Source organism: Sphingobium bisphenolivorans, assembly GCF_000412635.1.
GTDB lineage: Bacteria > Pseudomonadota > Alphaproteobacteria > Sphingomonadales > Sphingomonadaceae > Sphingobium > Sphingobium bisphenolivorans.
Genome location: NZ_ASTG01000015.1, coordinates 1 through 20,279, shown reverse-complemented (window position 1 = coordinate 20,279; position 20,279 = coordinate 1). Strand labels below are relative to the sequence as shown.

The window sequence follows — 20,279 nt, the reverse complement described above, 5'->3', positions numbered from 1 at the left end:
CGGCATGCCGAGTCCCGTCGAAGGGCATGGCCGGTCCGCGCGGCGGGCGGAGGTCTGTATCCATGGCAAATGTAACCGTGATCGGCGCCCAGTGGGGCGACGAAGGCAAGGGCAAGATCGTCGACTGGCTGTCGGAGCGCGCCGACGTCGTCGCCCGCTTCCAGGGCGGCCATAATGCCGGACACACGCTGGTCGTCGGCGACAATGTCTATAAGCTCTCGCTGCTCCCGTCGGGCATCGTGCGCGGCACGCTCAGCGTCATCGGCAATGGCGTAGTGCTCGATCCATGGCACTTCCGCGATGAGGTCGCGAAGCTCAAGGGGCAGGGGGTGATGATCAACCCCGGCAACCTCCAGATCGCGGAAACCTGCCCGCTGATCCTGCCCTTCCACCGCGACCTCGACGGCCTTCGCGAGGATGCGAGCGGCGCCGGCAAGATCGGTACCACCCGCCGCGGCATCGGCCCGGCCTATGAGGACAAGGTCGGCCGCCGCGCGATCCGCGTGTGCGACCTCGCCCATCTCGATGATCTCGGTCCCCAGCTGGACCGCCTGACCGCGCACCACGATGCGCTCCGCGCCGGTTTCGGCGAAGCGCCGATCGACCGCGAGGCGCTGATGGCGGAGCTGCGCGACATCGCCGGCTTCATCCTGCCCTTCGTGCAGCCCGTATGGCTGACGCTCAACAAGGCGAAGGCGGAAGGCAAGCGCATCCTGTTCGAGGGCGCGCAGGGCACGCTGCTTGACATCGATCACGGCACCTATCCCTTCGTCACCTCGTCGAACACGGTGGCCGGCACGGCGGCGAGCGGCACTGGCCTTGGCCCCAGCGGCGCAGGCTTCGTGCTGGGCATCGTCAAGGCCTACACCACCCGCGTCGGCTCCGGTCCGTTCCCGACCGAGCAGGAAAATAACGTCGGCCAGCGCCTCGGTGAACGCGGCCATGAATTCGGCACGGTCACTGGGCGCAAGCGCCGCTGCGGCTGGTTCGACGCCGTGCTGGTGCGCCAGTCGGTCGCCGTCTCGGGCGTCACCGGCATCGCGCTCACCAAGCTCGACGTGCTCGACGGGTTCGAGACGCTGAAGATCTGCACCGGCTACCGGATCGGCGACCAGACGTTCGACTATCTCCCCGCCCATGCTCAGGACCAGGCGAAGGCGGAAGCGATCTACGAGGATATCGAAGGCTGGCAGGACACGACTGCCGGCGCCCGCAGCTGGGCCGACCTTCCGGCGCAGGCGATCAAATATATCCGCCGGATCGAGGAGCTGATCGGCTGCCCGGTGACGCTCGTCTCCACCAGCCCCGAGCGGGACGACACCATCCTTGTGCGCGACCCGTTCGCGGACTGATGCTATGCTGGTTCAGCTGAGCTGAAACAGATCGGCACCGGCCCGCTCCCCCCACCCGACCGCCCATATGATACTGCCGTCGGGTGGCCGGGTGGGGAGCGGGCCGATGCGGTTCCAAACAAAGGAAGACTCATGGCCGGCGACCGCTTCGAGCGTCACAAACAGCCCTGGACGGCGGACGAGCTGCAAAAGCTTCACACGCTGGCGAAGAAGGGCATGGCGCTCAAGGCGATCGCCAAGGCGCTCACCCGCAGCGAGGAATCGGTGAAAGCCCGTGCCAAGCAGGACGGGCTTTCGATCGCGAAGTTGCGCTGACTGACGCTATCTGGGTTCCTGCGAATGCAGAAACCCAGTCCGGCCGATGCTTGGATTGGCGGACGCTGGAACTGGTTTCCTGCCTCCACAGGCGCACGTCGTTCGTCTCCAGAAGCTGGACGCTCTGCTCCATTCATGGGAAAACATCAGCCTCTCACCACGGAGGCTCCCATGCCGCTCGACATCCTCGTTCTCTACGGCTCCTATCGCCGCGGCCGGTTGGGCATCCGCCTCGCCGATTATCTGATGAAGGGGTTTGGAAGCCTCGGCCACAAGGCCGAACTGGTCGACGCCATGGCTGTCGGCCTGCCCATGCTGGACCTGCGCTACAGCGACTATCCGGCCGGAGAAGCGCCCGCCGCCATGACCGCGCTGGCGGAGCGGCTGAGCGCCGCGGACGCCTTCGTGTTCGTCACAGGGGAATATAATCGCGGCGTGCAGCCGGGCCTCAAGAATCTCGTTGACCATTATCTCAAGGAGTTCGACCGCCGTCCTGCGGGCATCGTCAGCTATTCGATGGGCCGCTATGCCGGCGTCAACAGCCACGCCGCCTGGACGGTGACGCTCAGCGCCATGGGCATGGCGGTCATTCCCGAGCGGTTGAGCGTCGGCCAGATCGGTGACACGCTGGATGCCGAGGGCCGCCCCCATGGCGACGGCGGCGCTGCGCTGGAGCGCGGCTTTGCGGGTTTCGCGCGCAGTCTCGCTCATTGGGCTGCGGCAGGGAAGCGAAGCTGAAGCGAGGCTTGAATAGCCTTTTGCGTCCCTCGGGCGTTGGCGTCCCTTTCGTCCGGAGACATGCATGATCGTCAATGCCGTACCCAGCCTGCACCGGCTGGCCAGTGAAGTGTGGAAACCGCTCGCGCTTCTGTTCATGTGGGACTGCGCTGTCACCATAACCTATTATCTGCTTCCCTTTACCGCGCCGCAGCTGCCGCTGACGCTGTTCGGCTCGGCGTTGGCCCTGTTCCTCGGCTTTCGCAGCAACTCCTCCTACCAGCGCTGGTGGGAAGGGCGGATCCTGTGGGGCGCCATGATCAACGCCTCGCGCAGCCTGGCGCGTTCCACCCGCAACTTCCTGCCCGACCCGGAAGCGCGCGATCTAAAGCGGGAGATCGTGAAGCGTCAGATTGCTTATGTGAACGCGCTGCGCCTTCAGTTGCGGCGACAGCCGATCGATGCCTCGGTCACGGATCATCTAGAGGAGCGCGACAAGGGGCTGGCGCTGGCACGCGCCAATCCGGCCAACGGCCTGCTCGACAGTACCGGGCGGCGGATTGACCTTGCCCGGCGGCAGGGCTGGATCGACACCATCCAGCAGACGCAGATGGAGGCGGTGCTGGTCGATATGGCCAATGCGCAGGGCGGCATGGAACGGCTGAAGAATACGCCGCTGCCGGTCCAGTATCGCTTTCTGCCGACCTTCTTCACGCATCTGTTCTGCGTGCTGCTGCCGATCGGCCTGGTGGAAACGCTGGGCTTCGCTACGCCGCTTGGTTCGACGATCGCCGGGCTCATGTTCCTGGCGGTGCTGCGCATCGGCGACGATCTTGTCGATCCTTTCGCCAATTCGGTGCACGACGTCCCGCTTTCGGCCATGTGCCGCACGATCGAGATCGACCTTTCGCAATCGATCGGCGACGCAGCGCCCGAACCGCGGACGCCCGAACGGGGCGTTCTCTGGTAGATCAGCCCTGCCGTTCGTCCTCGACCATGTCAGGCGCCAGCGCCAGCCCCGCGCGCCCGTGGGCGGCCGTCTGAGCCGGTGCCTTGGGATGGGGCACATAGTCCGGTTCCTCTACCTCCAGCATCCCCTCCCACTTGGTGATGACGGAGGTGGCGATGGCATTGCCCAGCACATTGGTGGCGGTGCGGCCCATGTCCATGAAATGATCGACCGCCAGCACGAAGGCGACCCCCTCCACCGGCAGGTCGAACTGGCCGAGCGTGGCGGCCACCACGACCAGCGAGGCGCGCGGGACGGCGGCGATGCCTTTGCTGGTGACCATCAGTACGAGCAATATGGTGATCTGCGTGGCGATCGGCAGGTCGATGCCATAAGCCTGCGCGATGAAGATGGTCGCAAAGGTCGAATACATCATCGACCCGTCGAGATTGAACGAATAGCCGAGCGGCAGCACGAAGCTGTAGATGCGGCGCGGCACGCCGAAGCGGTCGAGCTGCTCCAGCATCTTGGGGTAGGCGGCTTCCGATGAGGCGGTCGAGAAGGCGATCAGCAGCGGCTCGCGCACATAGCGGAGCAGCCTTATCATCCGCCGACCGAGGAACACCGCGCCCGCGCAGCACAGCAGCACCCAAAGGGCGAACAGCGACAGGTAGAATTCGCCCACCAGCTCGCCGAAGGTCTTGAGCACGCCCAGCCCCTCGGTCGTGATGGCCGACGCCAGCGCTCCGAACACCGCCAGCGGTGCCACGCGCATGACATAGCCGGTGACCTGCAGCATCAGCTCCACCATCGCCTCGATAACGGTGACGATGGGCTTGCCCTTCTCGCCGATGGCGGTCAGCGCGACGCCGACGAACAGCGAGAAGACGACGATCTGCAGGATCGAATTTTCCGCCATCGCCCCGACCATGGAGGTGGGGAAAACGTGCAGGATGAAGTCGCGGAAGTTCAGCCCTTCGGTGTTGACGCCGGATTCCGCGCCCGATCGGACCAAGTTCAGTCCCTCGCCCGGCGCGAAGAAATTGACGAAGATGAGGCCCAGCGTCAGCGAGATGAGGCTGGCGATGATGAACCAAGCGAGCGCCCGCCCGCCGATCCGGCCCAGCGCCGCGCTGTCGCCCATATGCGCGATCCCGGCGACCAGCGTGGAGAAGACCAACGGCGCGATGATCATCTTGATAAGGTGCAGGAAAATGTCGGCCAGCAGGTGGAAATGGCCGGCGATGTCCTTCGCCAGCACCTTGTCGCCGGCCACCCACATATTGGTGGCGAAGCCCACCACCGCCCCCAGCAGCATGCCGATCAGGATGAACGCCGTCAGTCGATTTCGCATCTTATTCCCTTATTCCGCGCCTGCCCAACGGACCGCCACGTCGTAACAGGCGGCCGAACCACCTGCAATCGGGGGTAGAATTGGTCGCGAGGGGTTAGACGAACAAGGAAGGCTGTTTCCGCGCCTGCTCTGGCCGGGGAAGGCCGGTTACGGATAGAGCAGCCCTTCGCTCCAGCCAGTATCGGTGCGCTCGAACAGGCGCCGTTCGTGCAGCCGATGTTCGCGGTCCTGCCAGAACTCGATCCGCTCGGGTCGGACGCGAAAGCCCGACCAATGGGGCGGGCGCGGCACCGGCCCGCCCGCGAAGCGCAGCTGCGCTTCCTCATAGCGCGCCATGAAGACCTGCCGCGATTCGAGCGGCCGCGACTGATCCGACGCCCAGGCGCCCAACTGGCTGTCACGGCTGCGGGTCGCGAAATAGGCGTCGGCCTTGGCGTCGTCGACAACTTCCACCGGTCCCTCAATCCGAACCTGGCGGCGCAGCGACTTCCAGTGGAACAGCAGCGCCGCATGAGGATTGACGAGCAACTCGCCCGCCTTGCGCCCTTCGAAATTGGTGTAGAAGATGAAACCGTCCGGCCCATGGCCCTTCAGCAGCACCATCCGAAGGGAGGGACGGCCGCGCTCGTCCGCCGTCGCCAGCGCCATGGCGTTGCTGTCGTTGATCTCGCTGTCGCGCGCTTGCGCATACCAGCTGTCGAACAGGGCGAAGGGATTGGTGGTCATGCCCCTGATCTAGGCGCGCGCCGGGCTCATGTCGATACAGGCTGCCCCGCGCTTGAACGAAACGCCCGCTTTCGCCACATAGGGACCAAAGCGTTCAATTGTTTCTCAAGAAGGATGAATCACCAGCAATGGCGGACCCCTACTCCACCCTGGGCATCGCGCGCGGCGCGAGCGAGGCAGAGATCAAGTCGGCCTATCGCAAGCTTGCCAAGGAACTGCATCCCGACCGGAACAAGGATAATCCCAAGGCTTCCGAGAAATTCTCGGCCGTCACCAGTGCCTATGACCTGCTGTCCGACAAGGACAAGCGGGCGCGCTTCGACCGGGGGGAGATCGACGCAGACGGCAATCCGGCTGCGCCCTTCGGCTTTGGCGGCGGCGCGGGCGGCGGCTTTCGTGGGCGGCCGGGTCAGGGCGGCGGCTTCGAATTCCAGGAAGGCGCGGATTTCGGCGATATTTTCGAAGGGCTGTTCAGCGGCGGCGGTGCTGGCCGGCGCGGCGGGGGCGGCTTTGGCGGTTTTGGCCGCAACGCCCCGCCGCAAAAGGGGGCGAACGTCACCTACCGCCTCGCGGTGCAGTTCGTCGACGCAGCGACACTGGCGCCGCAGCGCATTACCTTGCAGGACGGCAAGACCATCGACCTCAAACTGCCTGCCGGCGTCGAGACGGGCACGCAGATGCGCCTTTCCGGCAAGGGACAGGCGGGGCCGGCCGGCGCGGGCGACGCCATCGTCACGATCGAGGTGAAACCGCACGCTTTCTTCGAGCGGGACGGCGACAATGTGCTGCTCAACCTCCCCATCACGCTCGATGAGGCGGTGAAGGGCGGCAAGGTGAAGGTGCCGACCGTCGACGGTCCGGTGATGCTCGGCGTTCCGGCTGGCGCCACGTCTGGCAAAACGCTGCGGCTGCGCGGCAAGGGCTTCACGGGGAAGAGCGGCCAGCGCGGCGACCAACTCGTCACGCTCATGATCGACATTCCCGCCGATGACCCGACGCTGCAATCGCTGGTCGAGAACTGGCAGGACAGGCGCGCCGTGCGGACCCATCTGGGCGTCTGAGTGGTTTAGGGCAGGATGCCGCATTCGCCCTACACCCCGGAGAGCCGCCGCCACCGCATCACGGGGCGCGTCCGTGACCGGTTCGATCGGGAGATCGACAAGGTAAGGCCCGGCACCTATCCGTTCGAGATCGCCAAGCGCGTCCTGATCGGCACCTATAGCGACGGCTTCATCCATGCTGGGAACCTCGCCTATCTGTCGCTTATGACGCTCTTCCCCTTCTTCATCGTCGCGGCGGCGGTGGCGAGCATCTTCGGCCGCTCGCAGGACGGGCTGGCGGCGGTCAGCGCCTTCTTGCAGACGGTGCCGCCCGGCGTCGCCGACGTCATCAAGAAGCCGATCATCGACGTGCTGACCGCCCGCACCGGGCCGCTGCTCTGGTTCGGCGGGCTTGTCGGCCTGTGGACGGTCGGTAGCCTGATCGAGACGATCCGCGACATTCTGCGGCGGGCCTATGGCACGAAAAGCACGCGCTCCTTCATCCATTATCGGCTGACCTCGATCGGCATCACCCTGATCAGCGTCTTCGCCGTAATGTTCGCCTTCTCGCTTCAGGTCGCCATCACCGGTATCGACCAGTTCCTGCATCAGATCCTGCCCTTCGCGGATCAGGCGATCCAGATCGTCGCGCTGACCCGACTGGCGCCGATGGCGATCCTGTGCGTCGCGCTCTACTACCTCTTTGTCTCCCTGACCCCCAGCCTGTATCGCGACCCGCGCTTCCCCAAATGGCCGGGCGCGCTGGCGACGGCGCTCTGGTGGTATGCCGTCACCATGCTGCTTCCGCCGACGCTTTCGCTGCTCGGCGGCTATTCCATGACCTATGGCAGTCTGGCTGGCGTCATGATTGCACTCATTTTTTTCTTTCTCGTTGGCCTTGGCGTGGTAATTGGCGCGGAACTGAATGCGGCGCTGGCGGAATTCCCGGAAGAGGAAGTCAAGGCGGCAGCGCCTGTCGATAAAGGGAACGGGACGACATAATGACAGGCTTGATGGCGGGAAAACGCGGTCTGATCATGGGCCTCGCGAACGACAAGTCGTTGGCCTGGGGCATTTCGAAGGCGCTGCATGCACAGGGGGCGGAGCTGGCCTTCTCCTACCAGGGCGAGGCTCTCGCCAAGCGCGTGCGGCCGCTGGCGGCGGAGCTGGGCTCCGACCTGCTGATCGATTGCGACGTGTCCGACATGGACAAGCTCGACGCCGCCTTTGACGAGATCAAGGGCCGCTGGGGCAAGCTCGACTTCGTCGTTCACGCCATCGGCTATTCCGACAAGAACGAGCTGCGCGGCAAATATGTCGATACCAGCCTCGAAAACTTCCTCATGACGATGAACATCTCCGCCTACAGCTTCGTCGCCGTCGCCAAGCGCGCCCGCGCACTGATGGCGGAAGGCGGCAGCCTGCTGACGCTGAGCTATTATGGCGCGGAAAAGGTCATCCCGCACTACAACGTTATGGGCGTGGCGAAGGCGGCGCTTGAAACCTCCGTCAAATATCTCGCCATGGACCTTGGTCCCGAAAACATTCGCGTGAACGCCATTTCCGCCGGGCCGATCAAGACGCTGGCGGCGAGCGGCATCGGCGATTTCCGCTACATCATGAAGTGGAACGAGTTCAACAGCCCGCTCCGTCGCAACGTGACGATCGAGGATGTGGGCGGGGCCGGCCTCTATCTCCTGTCCGATCTTGCCTCGGGCGTGACGGGGGAAGTGCACCATGTCGATGCGGGCTACAATGTCATCGGCATGAAGGCGGAGGACGCACCCGACATCGCACTCGATCGCGGCTGATCCGGTCGCGGCGGGTTGACGGCCTGCCGCTGAGGCCATTGAAAGCTGACTGCGGCATCCCGATGTCCCGGCAAATCCCGGCTATGGGGCAGGGGAAATTATTTTCTCCTTGCCCCGGCGGCGATCCCATGCACAAAGCTTGCCAATTGCCGCCGGGAATGCCTGATCGACCGGTTTCAACCATGTGGCAGCAAGGACGCGTTATGGACGATGTGATGATGCAGGACCGGTTTGCGCCAGCTTCACCGCTTCCTCCCCAGGAAGTAGGCGATGGCCTTTCCGTCATCTCCATCGCCAAAAGCTATGATAAGCGCGCCGTCCTGACCGACGTGTCGCTCACCGTCGGCAAGGGTGAGGTCGTCGGCCTGCTCGGCCCCAATGGCGCGGGCAAGACGACCTGCTTCTATTCGGTAATGGGGCTGGTGCGGCCGGATCAGGGGCGCATCGTCCTCGACGGGCAGGATATCACCGGCCTGCCCATGTATCGCCGGTCTATTTTGGGCCTCGGCTATCTGCCGCAGGAAACTTCCATCTTCCGGGGCCTGACGGTGGCGCAGAATATTAGCGCGGTGCTCGAACTGGCGGAACCGGACAAGGCTGCGCGTACGGCGCGGCTGGAGCAGCTGCTGGACGAGTTCGGGCTCACGCGGCTGCGCGATTCATCCGCCATGGCGCTGTCGGGCGGTGAGCGCCGCCGCTGCGAGATCGCCCGCGCGCTTGCCGCCAACCCCTCCATCGTGTTGCTGGACGAGCCCTTCGCCGGCATCGATCCGCTGTCCATCGCCGACATCCGCGACCTGGTAAAGCAACTCAAGACCCGCGGCATCGGCGTCCTCATCACCGACCATAATGTCCGCGAGACGCTGGAAATCGTCGACCGCGCCTGCATCATCTATGACGGGCAGGTGCTGTTCGCGGGCAGCCCGACCGAACTGGTGGCCAATGCCGATGTGCGCCGCCTCTATCTGGGCGAGAATTTCTCGCTCTAGCATGACGGGCGCGCCTCTCCCCCCATCGGACGGCAGGGGAAGCGGCTGATGGCGCTCGCGCCCCGCCTCGACCTGCGGCAGAGCCAGTCGCTGGTGATGACGCCGCAGCTTCAGCAAGCGATCAAGCTGCTGGCGCTGAGCAATCTGGAGATCGAGGCGTTCGTCGCAAGCGAGCTGGAGAAGAACCCGCTGCTCGAATCCGCGCCTGCCGGTGAAGACCGCAATCCGCCCGCCGACGGGATAGACCGCGAGATCGAGGCGCCCGCGCTCCCTGCGGAAATCGGCGATGCCGATCATCTGATCAGCCAAGGGTTGGGCGCAGCCGACTCCCCGCTCGACGTTGATTTCGCTGCCGAAACTTTCATCGATGATGGCCCCGCCGACCGCGTTGCCGCCGCCGCTTCAGGCGCTGGCAGCCTCGATATACTGCGCGAGGGCAGCGGCGAGGCGCCCGATTTCGACAGCTTCGCCAATCCGCAACAGGGGCTTCAGGAACATCTGATGGATCAGGCGCGCAGCAGCCTGTCGGGCATGGACCTGACCGTCGCGACGCAACTGATCGGCCAGATCGACGAGGCGGGCTATCTGGAGGCGAACCTGCTCGAAACCGCGCATGGCATGGGCGTGGCGCTCCAGTCGGTCGAACGGGTGCTGGGCTTGATCCAGAGCTTCGATCCGACCGGGGTGGGGGCCCGTTCGCTCGCCGAATGCCTCACCCTTCAGGCGAAGGAGGCGGACCGCTACGACCCCTGCATGGCGAAGATGCTCGCCAATCTGGACCTGCTCGCCAGGGGCGCGCTGCCGCAGCTGCGCCGGATTTGCGGCGTCGATGAGGAAGACTTCGCCGACATGATCCGCGAGTTGCGCGCCTATGACCCGAAGCCCGGCTTGCGCTATTCGACCGATACCGCCGCCCCGGTCACGCCCGACCTGTTCGTGCGGCCCACGCGCGACGGCTGGTCGATCGAGGTCAATGCCGCCACCCTTCCGCGCGTGCTGATCAACCACAGCTATTATGTCGAGCTGGCTACCGGGCCTCAGAACAAGGCTTCCAAGGCGTGGCTGGCCGATTGCCTCGCCAGCGCCAACTGGCTGGTGAAGGCGCTCGACCAGCGGCAGAAGACCATCATCAAGGTCGCGACCGAGATCGTCCGCTGCCAGGAAGAGTTCTTCCGCAAGGGCGTCGAGCATCTGAAGCCGCTGACGCTCAAGGCGGTCGCCGACGCGATCGGGATGCATGAATCGACGGTCAGCCGCGTTACTTCGAACAAATATCTGTCCTGCCCGCGCGGGCTTTACGAGCTCAAATATTTCTTCACCAGCGGCGTCGCTGTGGCCGGCGGGGAAGGGGCGATATCGGCCGAGGCGGTCAAGAGCCACATCAAGGCGCTGATCGCGGCCGAGACGCCCGACGCCATCCTGTCCGACGACACGCTGGTCGACATGCTGCGCGGCAAAGGCATGGACATCGCCCGCCGCACCGTCGCCAAATATCGCGAATCGCTGGGCATCGGCTCGTCGGTCCAGAGGCGGCGGCAACAGGCGCTGCGCGGCAAGGCCGCTTGACGGCGGCCACCCTGCGCGCAACAGCAGGGGGCACGCTCCTTCTTCTCCCAGGGATTTCCCCCGCATGTCCACCGCCTATTTGAACGGAAGCTATCTGCCCTTGGCCGAGGCCCGCATTTCGCCGCTCGACCGGGGTTTCCTGTTCGCGGACGGCGTATACGAGGTGGCGGCGGTGATTGACGGCAAGCTGGTCGACAGCGCGTCCCATCTGGCGCGGCTGGAACGATCGGCGGGCGAGATCGGCATGGCGAGATCGGCATCCGCCTGCCGCTGCCGCTTCAAGACGTCGAGGCGGTCCAGAAGCAACTGATCGCCCGCAACGATCTGTCGGAGGGGCTGATCTATCTGCAACTGACGCGCGGCGCCGACGAGACGCGCGACTTCATCCCTTCGCCCGGCATTGAGCCGACGCTGTTTCTGTTCGCGCAGGTCAAGTCCTTCCTCGATGCGCCCGCCGTCCACAGCGGGATCGCGGTCGCGACCATGCCCGACCTGCGCTGGGCGCGGCGCGACATCAAGAGCGTGGGCCTGCTCGCCCAGGCGCTCGCCAAGCGGGCTGCTGCCGACGCTGGCGCGCAGGAGGCCTGGATGGTCGAGGACGGCTTCGTGACCGAGGGCGCGTCCTCCACCGCCTTCATCGTCACCGACGAAGGCATCGTCACCCGCGCCTATTCGCAGGCGGTGCTTGCCGGCTGCACGGGTGCGGCGCTGACCGCGCTGGCTGAGGAAAGCGGCCTGTCGGTCATCCGCCGTGCCTTCACCGTCGCGGAGGCACTCGCCGCAAGGGAAGCCTTCATCACCAGCGCCTCCACTCTCTGCCAATCGGTCGTCCGCATCGATGGGCAGACGGTGGACGACGGCACGCCCGGCCCGGTGGCGATGCGGCTGCGCACCCTCTACATCGACTTCGCGCGGCGCACGGCGGTCTGAATATACGCAAAACTTCATCCATTTCGGATGAAGCAGGCGCGCCGTCCCGCTTGCGCCATTTGCGACCGATGCTGCCTCCATTTTGGCTGTTCCTGTACGGCAAGGCGCTTTCGTTGGCTTCTCCAGCGTCAGTAAAAAGACGCTTCCGGTGCATTCTCCTTCATTTTGGAGGATGGTTGGGCTGCGCTGCGGTCATAATCCGCTAAGCTGGGCGGAACAGCGTCAGGGGAGTTTCATGGAAATGGATCATTTTCAGCCAGGTCTGGGCTCATCTTTCGACGTGCCGCTGGGGGCGAGGGATGACCGGCAGGGGCTGCTGATCCTGGCCGATGATATGTGTGCCGAGGAGGTGCGCGCATTGAGCGAAGCGGCGGGCCTGCGGCTTCTGGGAGCGGTACCGCTGGACCATGCTTGCGCCCGGCTGGATGCGCAGGTGGGCTGCGACATCGTCCTGCTCTTCTGCCCGGCCCGCACCGCGATGCTGGAGCGGCTGCTGGTTCAGCTTGAAACCATGGCGCTTCAGAATGAAATGCCGGTGGTGACGGTCGCGGGGATCGACACGCTGGACCTCGCTTATGCCTGTCTCCGCAGCGAACGGACGCAGCTGCTGTGCTCGCCTGATCATGCCGACCTTGCCGCCGCGCTCCTGGCGGCCGCCAGCTACGCGCCTTCGCACACGCTTCATGAAGCCAATCGCGATGGCGATGGCGTGCGGCTGCAGCAATTGAGCGAGGAGGTGAGCCGCCTTGCCCGCACGCTCGAAGCGCTGACCCTGCGCCCTCGACAGGCGACGCCCTCCTTCGATCTTGGCCCGCGCATCTCCGACCAGCCGAGCGACTATATCGGCATGCCCGCGCTGGAGCCGATCGGCAGCGCGAAAAAGTCCGCCGATACCGCGCCGATCCAGGCGGCTCAGGTGCGCGACCTGTTGCGCGCCCGGCGGCTTCGGGAGGAGTATATGCCCTCAGACCTGTTCGCAGATCCGGCCTGGGACATGCTGCTCGACCTGTTCGCCGCCCGGCTGGAGCATGAGCGCGTGTCCGTGTCCAGCCTGTGCATCGCGTCGGCCGTGCCGCCGACGACGGCGCTGCGCTGGATCCGCACCCTGACGGAGCGGGGCTTTGTCGATCGGCAGGCCGATCCGCATGACGGTCGCCGCGTATTCATTGCGCTTGCCGACCGGGCGGTGGACGCGATCAGCCAGTGGTTCGTCGCCAGCCGCCGTTTCCGCTGCGCCTGAAGCCATGTCCCGCTTGACCAGCGGCCCGATTGCCGTAGATTTGCGGCCACCGAGGATGTCGGGCGATTGCCCCCATCGATATTGTCTGATCCACATTTCGGTGCGACACATCCTCTATGAACACCGACGATCTCTATCGCCTTCTTCGCACCAACCACGCTCAGGCGCAGGGCATCGTGGATACGGTAGCCGAACCGCTACTGGTACTGGACGCTAGTCTCTGCGTTCAAGCTGCCAGCCGCTCGTTTTTCAAAACCTTCGGCGTCAGCAGCTATGAGACAATCGGCCAGCCCATTTACGAGCTGGGCAATGGCCAGTGGGATATTCCGGAGCTACGCCACCTGCTTGAGGAGGTGATCCCGAAGGCGACCGCGATCATCAATTACGAGGTCCAGCACGATTTTCCCGCCCTCGGCAGAAGAACCATGCTGCTGACCGCGCGCACCTTACACCAGCCGGATGGGGGCAGCCGTTCCATGTTGGTGTCCATCATGGACGCAACTGATCAGCGTCGGCGCGACGTCGCCAAGGACCTGCTCTTTGGCGAACTCCGCCACCGCATGAAAAACCTGTTCGGCGTGATACAATCGTTGGCCAGTCACACAACTGCAGAAGGCCGAACGGCTGAGGAATATCGTGACGCTTTTCTAGGGCGGCTTGCTGCCTTGATCGAGGCCGAGAACCTCGCCTTCGCCGAGCAAGAAGAGAGTGGCCTCGCGGAACTGCTCGGTAGCATATTGGCGCCCTATTCCGCAAATCCCCATGCCGTCCTTATCCAGCCCGGCGAACCTGTGGTGCTGGCTCCGCACATCATCATGTCGCTGGGCCTTATCATGCATGAGATAGCGACAAACGCTGTGAAGTACGGCGCGCTGTCGGTGCCGACCGGCCAGGTGCGTGTCAGTTGGCTGGTGGAGGAAGGCGGCAAGACGCTACGGATCAAGTGGACCGAAAGCGGCGGCCCTCCAGTGGCCAGCCCAGCGGCGAGCGGCTATGGAACCCGCCTCATCCAATCGGCGGCGGCCTACAACCTGCACGGGCAGGTGGAACTGGATTTTGCCATCGACGGTTTTAACGCCGAGATCGTCATTCCGCTGGGGAGTGCCTCTCCCGAAGACTGACAGCGAATGATGCAGAAGACGGTCCTGATCGTTGAAGATGAATATCTCATAGCGATGGACCTCCAGCTTCTACTTGAACGACACGGATGGCGGGTCATTGGCCCGGTGGCGACCGTCAGAGGGGCGCTGGCTCTGCTAGAGGTCGAATTGCCGTTGGTCGCCCTTCTCGACGTCAATCTTGGCAGGGAACTCGTAACCCCGGTGGCCGTGGCACTGAAGGCGAACAGCATTCCGTTCGCTGTGGCGACCGCCTATGCCTGTCCCGAACAATATGGCGGCGACGTCTTAGCGGGCGTCCCAAACGCCGGAAAGCCGACGAACGAGCGCCGGTTGTTGGCTGCGCTGGATCAACTGCTCGGCTTCTAGTGGCGCGGCCACCTGTGGCTCTTCACCGACATTTGTAAGGCACCTCCGTCCTCCGGATAGACTTCGGGAACAGCTCGGGACTCACAGGTCCTTTTGCTTTTCTCTCTCCGATCCGTTCCGCAAATGTGCCCTTGACCAGCAGCCGAATAAGCCTAGAAGCGCCGAGAAATCCCCACGGGGGCGATTAGCTCAGTTGGTAGAGCGTCTCGTTTACACCGAGAATGTCGGCGGTTCGAGCCCGTCATCGCCCACCATCCTTCCTGCTGTACCACCATATTGCGGCGCCGCGCCGCCGCTGCTAATCGGCGGTCATGATCCAGCCGCCCGAAATCCTTCGAGTCACCAAGCCCCGCGTTGCCTGCGATGGCTCCGGCGACATCCCCGCAGCCCTCGGCCATCCGCGCGTCTTCCTGGAAATTGACGAGCACGGCTATGTCGATTGCGGCTATTGCGATCGCCGCTTCGTGCTGATCGGCGGGCCGGCCGACACGCCAGAAGTCGCCGGCTTGCCCGACATCCCCTCCAGCGCCAGCATTTAAGCAGCGCTAGCCCGGCGCCTGTCATCGCCGCGCAGGTGGGGTCCATCGCCCGCGCGTGCTTACGGCTGTAAGCTGGGAGGGTCCGCCCCCCTACGGGAACGACCGACGTCGGCGAATAAGCGGCAATCGTGATTTTCATTGGGCTTGACGGCGACCGCTCCTATATCGGGCGGTATGACCGAAATCGCCTCTCAGTTCACCGATGCCCGCGGCCTTCTCTATCGTGCGGGTCTGCTTGATCCGGACGGCGCTCGCCGCCTCACCGCCGACGCGCTCAAAAGCTGCGACGATGGCGAACTCTACCTGCAATATCGGGCGAGCGAGAGTTTCGGCTTCGATGACGGCCGGCTGAAGACCGCCGACTATTCGACCGATGCGGGCTTCGGCCTGCGCGGCGTGTCGGGGGAGATGACCGGCTTTGCCCATGCGAACGACATCAGCGAGGCGGCGATCCGCCGGGCGGCGGAGACGCTGACGCTGCTCGATCCCGCGAAGGGCGCGCCCGCTCCGCCGCCGCAGCACACCAACCGCCACCTCTACACCGACGCCAATCCGCTGGAGATCGTGCCCTTCGCCGAGAAGGTGACGCTCTGCGCCGCGATCGATGCCGCCGCCCGCGCCCGCGATCCGCGCGTGGCGCAGGTGTCGGTCAGCCTCTCGGGCAGCTGGTCGGTGGTGGAGATCGTCCGCGCCGACGGCTTCACCGCGAGCGACATCCGCCCGCTGGTGCGGCTCAACGTCTCCCTCATTCTGGAGGAGAATGGCCGTCGCGAATCCGGCGGCTTCGGCATCGGCGGCCGCTATCTCTACGATCAGGTGATGGACCCCGCGATCTGGAGCCGCGCCATCGACGAGGCGCTCGCCCAGGCGCAGGTCAATCTGCGCTCCGTCGCCGCGCCTGCGGGCGAGATGACCGTGCTGCTCGGCCCCGGCTGGCCCGGTGTGCTGGTGCATGAGGCGATCGGCCACGGGCTGGAGGGCGACTTCAACCGCAAGGGCACCAGCGCCTTCTCCGGCCGGCTGGGCGAGCGGGTGGCCGCGCCCGGCGTCACAGTGGTGGATGACGGATCGATCATGAACCGTCGCGGTTCGCTCTCGATCGATGACGAGGGCACGCCGACCCGCGAGAATGTGCTGATCGAGGACGGCATTCTCAAGGGCTATATGCAGGACCGGCTGAACGCCCGGCTGATGGGCGTCGAGCCCACCGGCAACGGCCGCCGCGAAAGCTATGCCCATGCGCCGATGCCACGCATGACCAACACTTTCATCAAGGGCGGGCAGGACGACCCGGCCGAACTCCTCTCCCGCATGAAGTCGGGCATCTTCGCCAAGAGCTTTGGCGGCGGTCAGGTCGATATTGTGTCGGGCAAGTTCGTCTTCTCCTGCACCGAGGCCTACAAGGTCGAGAATGGCAAGCTGGGCGAGCCGATCAAGGGCGCGACGCTGATCGGCGATGGGCCGACCGCGCTCACCAAGGTGATCGGCATCGGCAATGACTGGGCTCTGGACGAGGGCGTCGGCATGTGCGGCAAGGGCGGGCAGAGCGTGCCCGCCGGCGTGGGCCAGCCTACCCTGCTGATGGAGGGGCTGACAGTGGGCGGCACGGCGACCTGAGCCGCCGACGCCGTGGGTCGAGGAACCGGAGCGCCGCTCCATCTTTGATCCCTCATGAACATGCTGACCGACAGCCATGATGCGGTGACGGCCGATTGGGCCGCGGCCCTGCTCGACTTCTGGTTCAATCAGGTGGGCGAGGAGCGCTGGTGGAACGGCGGCGTTGCGCTGGACCGCCAATGCGCGGATCGCTTTGCCGCGCTGTGGGAAGAGAAGCGCCATGTCGCCGCGACCGATTTTCTCGTCCGTGCCGATGATGCGCTGGCAGCGGTCCTGCTGTTCGACCAACTACCCCGCAACATGTTCCGCGGATCGGCGCAGGCCTTCGCCACCGACGGGTTGGCCCGCGATGTCGCGCGCGGCGCCATCGCGCAGGGCTATGACATCCAGATCGGCGGCGCGGGCCGGCTCTTCTTCTACATGCCGTTCCAGCATAGCGAGGATATGGACGACCAGAGACTGTCGCTGAGCCTGTTCGAAGGTGCGGGCGATGACCGCTCCCTCGACTTCGCGCGGCAGCATTCAGCCATTATCGAGCGGTTCGGCCGGTTCCCGCACCGGAATGCGGCTTTGGGGCGCAAGACGCTGCCCGAGGAGCAACAGGCCGTCGAACAAGGCGGAGACTGGTAGGACACGCGCTTCTGCGAAGGCAGGAACCCAGTTCGGCTATTTGATCCAGCCTCTCATGAGCCAGTAGTCCCGTTCGAGCGCCTTCGCGGGAGCAGGATAAGTTCCAGGCCTCTGCCCATTTTTTAGGCAGCAGGGTTCGGCTGCCCAAAAATTCGGCGGCTTCTGAAACCGGCCTTCCAAAAAAGCTGAGAAAACACGCCTTTTCACCTTTTGGCACGCCTCTTGCTGGTACTTGGCTGCACACCAGTTACAGGGGGCGACATGAAACTTGTCATGGCTATCATCAAGCCGTTCAAGCTTGACGATGTCCGCGAGGCACTTTCCTCGCTCGGCATCGCCGGCATGACGGTGAGCGAGGTTAAGGGCTTCGGCCGCCAGAAGGGGCAGACCGAAATCTATCGCGGGGCCGAATATTCGACCAACATGGTTCCGAAGATCAAGATCGAGGTGGTCTGCGACGACGACCTCGCGCCGCGCGTCGTGGAGGCGACGCAGGCAGCGGCCAATTCCGGCGCCATTGGAGATGGCAAGATCTTCGTCCTCGATGTCGAGCAGGCGGTGCGCATCCGTACCGGCGAAACCGGCGAAACCGCACTGTAAGGGGGGAATTGATGACCTTTTCCAAGAAACTATGCGGCGTCGCGGGCGGGCTCGGCCTCTCGCTGTTCGCCGCGATGCCCGCCTGGGCACAGGCGGCGGCGCCCGCGGCCACGGTCGACAAGGGCGATACCGCCTGGATGATGACCTCCACCGTCCTCGTCTTCCTGATGATCCTGCCCGGCCTCGCCCTGTTCTACGGCGGTCTGGTCCGTACCAAGAACATGCTCTCGCTCATGACGCAGGTCGGCGCGGTCGCATGTCTCGCGATGCTGATCTGGGTGATGTACGGCTATTCGTTGGCTTTCGGTCCTGATCATACGAACGGCCTCAGCAATTTCATCGCTACCTTCGACAAGGCCTTCCTGAAGGGCGTCACACCGGCGTCGCAGGCGGCGACCTTTACCGCTGGGGTCGAGATCCCCGAATATGTGTTCATCTGCTTCCAGATGACTTTCGCCGCGATCACCATAGCGCTGGTGCTGGGTTCCGTGGTCGAGCGTATCAAATTCTCGGCCGTCATGGTGTTCGCAGCCGTCTGGCTGACCATCGTCTACTTCCCGATCGCGCACATGGTGTGGGCGGCGAGCGGCCTGTTCTTCAAGGCCGGCGCGCTCGACTTCGCGGGCGGCACCGTGGTTCACATCAACGCTGGCGTGTCCGCGCTGGTCGCCTGCCTCATCCTCGGCAAGCGCCTGGGCTTCCCCCGCGAACCGATGCCGCCGCACAGCCTGACGCTGACCGGCGTCGGCACCGGCCTGCTGTGGGTCGGCTGGTTCGGTTTCAACGCCGGCTCGGCGCTGGAGGCCAATGGTTCGGCGGCTCTCGCCATGATCAACACCTTCGTCGCAACGGCTGCGGGCGGCCTGTTCTGGATGCTCGCGGAGCGCATCAACGGCCATAAGGGTTCGGCCCTGGGCTTCTGCTCGGGCATCATCGCCGGCCTGGTCGCGGTCACCCCGGCAGCGGGCAATTCGGGTCCCTTCGGCGCGATCGTCCTGGGCGCTGTCGCTTCGGTCGTCTGCTTCTATACCGTCACCGTCATGAAGCCGAAGCTCGGCTACGACGACTCGCTCGACGCCTTCGGCATCCACGGTATCGGCGGCATGATCGGCGCGATCGGCACCGCCATCGTCTACTCGCCCTCGCTGGGCGGCCCGGGCGCTGCGGACTATGACATGGGCGCCAAGCTGATCGTCCAGATCGAAGCGGTGCTCACGACCATCGTCTGGGCCTCGATCGGCACCGCTATCGCCATCTTCATCGCCAAGGCGGTCACCGGCCTCCGCGTCAGCCGCGAAGTCGAACTGGAAGGCCTCGACCTCGGCGAGCATGGCGAGCGCGCCTACAACCCATGAGATTGGCAGGGCGGGCGGGCCACCCAATAAGGCCCGCCCGCCTCACCTTGTTCCTCCTGCGAACAACCCTGGGGCCGGTACGAAAGTATCGGCCCTTTTTTTCGTTCAGGCGGAGCGGCGCCAGAGATGGTCGGGGCGCGGTGTCGCGGCAGGCCAGCGCCGGGCGCAACCCGGGACCTGCAGCCCCGCGCGCAGCACCCAGCCAAGCTTCCCCGCCTTCGATGTCACCACCCGATGATCCCAGGCATGTTCGCCGCGCCGCGCCACCTCTCGCGCGATATCGCCATAGATGCCCGCTGCCGCCAGCACTGCCCAGGCGGCACGCGCCGGCAGCGCGCCGGTGCCATGGCGCGCGCTCTGCTCATAGTCCGCCGCCATGTCGGCCAACCGGCGCGCCAGCAGCGCAAGGCGTGGCCGCACCCACGGCTTCATATGCTCGCCGGGCGGAATATCCATCTCGACCAGCCATTCCTCGGGCAGGTAGCAGCGGTCGGCCGCCTCATCCTCGCTGATGTCGCGCGCTATATTGGCGAGCTGGAAGGCAAGCCCGAGGTCGCATGCGCGGTCGAGCGTCGCCTGATCAGACGGGTCGACACCCATCAGCACCGCCATCATGCAGCCGACCGCCCCCGCGACATGATAGCAATAGCGCAGCATGTCGGCTTCGCTACGCGGCCGCCACTCGCGGGCGTCGAGCGCGAAGCCCTCGATCAGGTCATGGGCATAGCGCTCTGGGATAGCACATTCGCGCATCACCAGGCCAAAGCCGTCGAAGGCGGGGTCGCCGGTCGGCTCGCCCTGCAGCGCCGCGTCCGTCAGCGCCCGGATAATCGACAGCCGCGCCTGACCGTCGGCAACGCCCCGCAACGTGCCGCCATGGTCCTGCCCGTCCGCGATATCATCGCACTTGCGGCACCAGGCATAGAGCAGCCATGCCCGCTCCCGGGTCTTGGGGTCGAACAATCGGGAGGCGAGGGCAAAGGATTTTGATCCCCGCGCGATGCTCTCACGGGCGTGTTGGACTAGGGCGGTGCGATCAACAACGCCCCTCCCCCTTGCGGG

Annotated in this window: 20 protein-coding genes, 1 tRNA gene and 1 pseudogene; 19 read left to right on the top strand and 3 right to left on the bottom strand. The window is 65.0% G+C overall.

The window, feature by feature from the left end; genetic code table 11:
- Positions 1-62: 62 nt before the first annotated feature.
- From L858_RS0111705 to L858_RS0111690, 4 genes are all read left to right on the top strand, one after another.
- A complete protein-coding gene (locus L858_RS0111705) occupies positions 63-1,352 on the top strand; it encodes an adenylosuccinate synthase (RefSeq protein ID WP_022683335.1) in 1,290 nt (429 codons plus the stop codon).
- A 132-nt stretch (positions 1,353-1,484) separates the two neighbouring features.
- Positions 1,485-1,667: a hypothetical protein gene (locus L858_RS0111700; RefSeq protein ID WP_021245469.1), complete on the top strand. Its 183-nt coding sequence runs from the start codon at positions 1,485-1,487 to the stop codon at positions 1,665-1,667.
- A 171-nt stretch (positions 1,668-1,838) separates the two neighbouring features.
- Positions 1,839-2,405 (top strand): NADPH-dependent FMN reductase, encoded by a 567-nt coding sequence (locus L858_RS0111695; RefSeq protein ID WP_022683334.1) that lies wholly within the window; start codon positions 1,839-1,841, stop codon positions 2,403-2,405.
- 64 nt (positions 2,406-2,469) lie between these two features.
- A complete protein-coding gene (locus L858_RS0111690) occupies positions 2,470-3,354 on the top strand; it encodes a bestrophin family protein (RefSeq protein WP_022683333.1) in 885 nt (294 codons plus the stop codon).
- Position 3,355: 1 nt separating this feature from the next.
- Here L858_RS0111690 and L858_RS0111685 read toward each other — a convergent pair whose 3' ends face one another.
- Together L858_RS0111685 and pdxH are read right to left on the bottom strand one after the other, a co-directional pair.
- Positions 3,356-4,687, bottom strand: coding sequence for a dicarboxylate/amino acid:cation symporter (locus L858_RS0111685; protein ID WP_022683332.1), 1,332 nt, complete (start codon positions 4,685-4,687; stop codon positions 3,356-3,358).
- 147 nt (positions 4,688-4,834) lie between these two features.
- The gene (pdxH, locus tag L858_RS0111680; RefSeq protein WP_022683331.1) at positions 4,835-5,413 is read right to left on the bottom strand and encodes a pyridoxamine 5'-phosphate oxidase; all 579 of its coding nucleotides are present in this window, start codon (positions 5,411-5,413) and stop codon (positions 4,835-4,837) included.
- Between the two features lie 128 nt (positions 5,414-5,541).
- Between pdxH and L858_RS0111675 the strand changes: the two genes are divergently transcribed.
- The 15 genes and pseudogenes from L858_RS0111675 to L858_RS0111605 all read left to right on the top strand — a co-directional run bounded on the left by L858_RS0111675 (position 5,542) and on the right by L858_RS0111605 (position 19,217).
- Positions 5,542-6,474 carry a DnaJ C-terminal domain-containing protein gene (locus tag L858_RS0111675; RefSeq protein WP_022683330.1) on the top strand — a complete coding sequence of 311 codons (933 nt, stop codon included), beginning with the start codon at positions 5,542-5,544 and terminating at the stop codon, positions 6,472-6,474.
- Between the two features lie 15 nt (positions 6,475-6,489).
- Positions 6,490-7,455, top strand: a complete 966-nt coding sequence (locus L858_RS0111670) for a YihY/virulence factor BrkB family protein (protein WP_022683329.1) — start codon at positions 6,490-6,492, stop codon at positions 7,453-7,455.
- Positions 7,455-8,264 carry an enoyl-ACP reductase FabI gene (gene fabI / locus L858_RS0111665; RefSeq protein WP_022683328.1) on the top strand — a complete coding sequence of 270 codons (810 nt, stop codon included), beginning with the start codon at positions 7,455-7,457 and terminating at the stop codon, positions 8,262-8,264. Before L858_RS0111670 ends, fabI begins: the two co-directional genes overlap by 1 nt.
- Positions 8,265-8,467: 203 nt before the next feature.
- On the top strand, positions 8,468-9,253 hold the full coding sequence (gene lptB / locus L858_RS0111660; RefSeq protein WP_028056055.1) for an LPS export ABC transporter ATP-binding protein: 786 nt from the start codon (positions 8,468-8,470) through the stop codon (positions 9,251-9,253).
- Between the two features lie 48 nt (positions 9,254-9,301).
- The gene (gene rpoN / locus L858_RS0111655) at positions 9,302-10,819 is read left to right on the top strand and encodes an RNA polymerase factor sigma-54 (protein WP_022683326.1); all 1,518 of its coding nucleotides are present in this window, start codon (positions 9,302-9,304) and stop codon (positions 10,817-10,819) included.
- Positions 10,820-10,883: 64 nt separating this feature from the next.
- Positions 10,884-11,749: pseudogene (locus L858_RS19955) on the top strand (D-amino-acid transaminase).
- A gap of 235 nt (positions 11,750-11,984) precedes the next feature.
- Positions 11,985-12,989 carry a MarR family transcriptional regulator gene (locus tag L858_RS0111645; protein WP_051132626.1) on the top strand — a complete coding sequence of 335 codons (1,005 nt, stop codon included), beginning with the start codon at positions 11,985-11,987 and terminating at the stop codon, positions 12,987-12,989.
- 116 nt (positions 12,990-13,105) lie between these two features.
- Entirely contained in the window at positions 13,106-14,110 is a 1,005-nt protein-coding gene (locus tag L858_RS0111640) for an HWE histidine kinase domain-containing protein (protein WP_022683324.1), read from the top strand.
- 6 nt (positions 14,111-14,116) lie between these two features.
- On the top strand, positions 14,117-14,476 hold the full coding sequence (locus tag L858_RS0111635) for a response regulator (RefSeq protein WP_022683323.1): 360 nt from the start codon (positions 14,117-14,119) through the stop codon (positions 14,474-14,476).
- Positions 14,477-14,654: 178 nt separating this feature from the next.
- Positions 14,655-14,730: transfer RNA gene (locus L858_RS0111630), tRNA-Val, on the top strand.
- Positions 14,731-14,787: 57 nt separating this feature from the next.
- Positions 14,788-15,015, top strand: coding sequence for a zinc-finger domain-containing protein (locus L858_RS0111625; protein WP_022683322.1), 228 nt, complete (start codon positions 14,788-14,790; stop codon positions 15,013-15,015).
- A gap of 174 nt (positions 15,016-15,189) precedes the next feature.
- A complete protein-coding gene (gene tldD, locus L858_RS0111620) occupies positions 15,190-16,632 on the top strand; it encodes a metalloprotease TldD (RefSeq protein ID WP_022683321.1) in 1,443 nt (480 codons plus the stop codon).
- A gap of 54 nt (positions 16,633-16,686) precedes the next feature.
- Complete coding sequence (locus tag L858_RS0111615; protein WP_022683320.1) at positions 16,687-17,262, top strand: DUF924 family protein; 576 nt, start codon at positions 16,687-16,689, stop codon at positions 17,260-17,262.
- 261 nt (positions 17,263-17,523) lie between these two features.
- On the top strand, positions 17,524-17,862 hold the full coding sequence (locus L858_RS0111610; protein ID WP_013847864.1) for a P-II family nitrogen regulator: 339 nt from the start codon (positions 17,524-17,526) through the stop codon (positions 17,860-17,862).
- An 11-nt stretch (positions 17,863-17,873) separates the two neighbouring features.
- Positions 17,874-19,217 carry an ammonium transporter gene (locus L858_RS0111605; protein WP_022683319.1) on the top strand — a complete coding sequence of 448 codons (1,344 nt, stop codon included), beginning with the start codon at positions 17,874-17,876 and terminating at the stop codon, positions 19,215-19,217.
- 105 nt (positions 19,218-19,322) lie between these two features.
- Here the strand turns inward: L858_RS0111605 and L858_RS0111600 are convergent, their stop codons facing one another.
- Complete coding sequence (locus tag L858_RS0111600; protein ID WP_028056052.1) at positions 19,323-20,219, bottom strand: phytoene/squalene synthase family protein; 897 nt, start codon at positions 20,217-20,219, stop codon at positions 19,323-19,325.
- Positions 20,220-20,279: the final 60 nt, after the last annotated feature.

Excerpts from the sequence above, each read along its gene's own strand:
- L858_RS0111705 (WP_022683335.1), top strand. The coding sequence starts at position 63 with ATGGCAAATGTAACCGTGATCGGCGCCCAGTGGGGCGACGAAGGCAAG.
- L858_RS0111700 (WP_021245469.1), top strand. The coding sequence starts at position 1,485 with ATGGCCGGCGACCGCTTCGAGCGTCACAAACAGCCCTGGACGGCGGAC.
- L858_RS0111695 (WP_022683334.1), top strand. The coding sequence starts at position 1,839 with ATGCCGCTCGACATCCTCGTTCTCTACGGCTCCTATCGCCGCGGCCGG.
- L858_RS0111690 (WP_022683333.1), top strand. The coding sequence starts at position 2,470 with ATGATCGTCAATGCCGTACCCAGCCTGCACCGGCTGGCCAGTGAAGTG.
- L858_RS0111685 (WP_022683332.1), bottom strand. The coding sequence starts at position 4,687 with ATGCGAAATCGACTGACGGCGTTCATCCTGATCGGCATGCTGCTGGGG.
- pdxH (WP_022683331.1), bottom strand. The coding sequence starts at position 5,413 with ATGACCACCAATCCCTTCGCCCTGTTCGACAGCTGGTATGCGCAAGCG.
- L858_RS0111675 (WP_022683330.1), top strand. The coding sequence starts at position 5,542 with ATGGCGGACCCCTACTCCACCCTGGGCATCGCGCGCGGCGCGAGCGAG.
- L858_RS0111670 (WP_022683329.1), top strand. The coding sequence starts at position 6,490 with ATGCCGCATTCGCCCTACACCCCGGAGAGCCGCCGCCACCGCATCACG.
- fabI (WP_022683328.1), top strand. The coding sequence starts at position 7,455 with ATGACAGGCTTGATGGCGGGAAAACGCGGTCTGATCATGGGCCTCGCG.
- lptB (WP_028056055.1), top strand. The coding sequence starts at position 8,468 with ATGGACGATGTGATGATGCAGGACCGGTTTGCGCCAGCTTCACCGCTT.
- rpoN (WP_022683326.1), top strand. The coding sequence starts at position 9,302 with ATGGCGCTCGCGCCCCGCCTCGACCTGCGGCAGAGCCAGTCGCTGGTG.
- L858_RS0111645 (WP_051132626.1), top strand. The coding sequence starts at position 11,985 with ATGGAAATGGATCATTTTCAGCCAGGTCTGGGCTCATCTTTCGACGTG.
- L858_RS0111640 (WP_022683324.1), top strand. The coding sequence starts at position 13,106 with ATGAACACCGACGATCTCTATCGCCTTCTTCGCACCAACCACGCTCAG.
- L858_RS0111635 (WP_022683323.1), top strand. The coding sequence starts at position 14,117 with ATGATGCAGAAGACGGTCCTGATCGTTGAAGATGAATATCTCATAGCG.
- L858_RS0111625 (WP_022683322.1), top strand. The coding sequence starts at position 14,788 with ATGATCCAGCCGCCCGAAATCCTTCGAGTCACCAAGCCCCGCGTTGCC.
- tldD (WP_022683321.1), top strand. The coding sequence starts at position 15,190 with ATGACCGAAATCGCCTCTCAGTTCACCGATGCCCGCGGCCTTCTCTAT.
- L858_RS0111615 (WP_022683320.1), top strand. The coding sequence starts at position 16,687 with ATGAACATGCTGACCGACAGCCATGATGCGGTGACGGCCGATTGGGCC.
- L858_RS0111610 (WP_013847864.1), top strand. The coding sequence starts at position 17,524 with ATGAAACTTGTCATGGCTATCATCAAGCCGTTCAAGCTTGACGATGTC.
- L858_RS0111605 (WP_022683319.1), top strand. The coding sequence starts at position 17,874 with ATGACCTTTTCCAAGAAACTATGCGGCGTCGCGGGCGGGCTCGGCCTC.